Source organism: Rhodobacter ferrooxidans, from assembly GCF_000176015.1.
Taxonomy (GTDB): domain Bacteria; phylum Pseudomonadota; class Alphaproteobacteria; order Rhodobacterales; family Rhodobacteraceae; genus Pseudorhodobacter_B; species Pseudorhodobacter_B ferrooxidans.
Window position 1 is genome coordinate 1 of sequence record NZ_ACYY01000046.1, and the last position, 1,270, is coordinate 1,270.

Here is a 1,270-nt window from a genome sequence, read left to right on the forward strand (position 1 = left end):
TGAGCTACTCCCCATCTCTTGGACAGATTTCCGGGTGATTTAAGCTACTGCCTGCACCTGCTGATCGGTTTGGGTTGCGTTGAAGTAGACCACGGCGGGCGGTTGACCGCCATGGGCGGCGTGAGGCCGCTGGTGGTTGTAGAAGGTGATCCAGCGTCCGACGCCAGCCCGGGCCTGTGATCCGGTTTCCCAGGCGTGCAGATAGACGCATTCATACTTCAGCGACCGCCAGAGCCGCTCGATGAAGATGTTGTCCAGATACCGGGCTTTGCCGTCCATTGAGATTCTCGTCTTTGCCCGCTTCAGCCGATCGGTCCAGTCGAAGGATGTGAACTGGCTGCCTTGGTCGGTATTCATGATCTCGGGCGCGCCGAACTTGTGGATCGCCTCGTTCAAAGCCTCGAGGCAGAACCCGGCCTCCAGCGTGTTGGATATCCGCCAGGCCAGCACCTTGCGGGTGAACCAGTCCATGATGGCCACCAGATAGAGAAAGCCCTTGCGCATGGGCAGGTAAGTGATGTCGGCGCACCAGACTTGGTTGGGCCGGTCGATCCGCAGCCCACCGAGCAGATAGGGGTAAGTCTTGTGACCCTTCGCGGGCTTGCTGGTATTGGGTTTTTGGTAGATCGGCATCAATCGCATAAGGCGCATTAGCCGCCGAATGCGCTTTTCGTTCACGGCATGGCCTTCGTTCTGCAGATGCCACGTCATTTGCCGGACGCCGTAAAACGGCGTGTCCAGGAACTGCTTGTCGACCTTCAACATCAGGTCGAGGTTCATCGCGGTCTCGCCCTGCGGCGTGTAATAGAACGACGACAGCGAGATCGACAGCAACTGGCACTGCGCCCCTACCGACAGCTTGGGATGAGTTCTTTCGATCATGCCCCGCCTCACTTCCCGATCCAGGGCTTGAGCTTTCGTGACAAAAAATCGTTGGCCACAGCCAGCTCTCCGATCTTGGCATGCAGGTCGCGAACCGTTTCCTCGGCAATCTCAGCCGTGGCTGCCGCCTGACCGCCACGCTCGAAGATGCCCGCAGCACCTTCCAGAAGGGCCTTCTTCCACTGATGGATCATCGTCGGGTGCACCTCATAAGCGGCCGCCAATTCCGACACCGTGCGCTCACCCTTCAACGCCTCCAACGCCACACGCGCCTTGAATGCCGCGTCGTGGTTCCTGCGTTTCGACATCTCTGTTCTCCTCGTTCTTGGAGACCAGCAGACCTCAGATCGTAGCTTCCGTCACTGTCCGATTTTCGGGGGGTAGCTCA

The 1,270-nt window shown here is 58.9% G+C and carries 1 protein-coding gene; it reads right to left on the bottom strand.

Annotated elements, in window-relative coordinates:
• Positions 1-39: 39 nt before the first annotated feature.
• Positions 40-1,190, bottom strand: a protein-coding gene (locus RSW2DRAFT_RS16920; RefSeq protein WP_394295246.1) for an IS3 family transposase whose coding sequence is annotated in 2 segments (ribosomal slippage) — positions 40-923 and positions 923-1,190 — 1,152 coding nt in all. Because the reading frame shifts where the segments join, the coding sequence is not laid out codon by codon here.
• Positions 1,191-1,270: the final 80 nt, after the last annotated feature.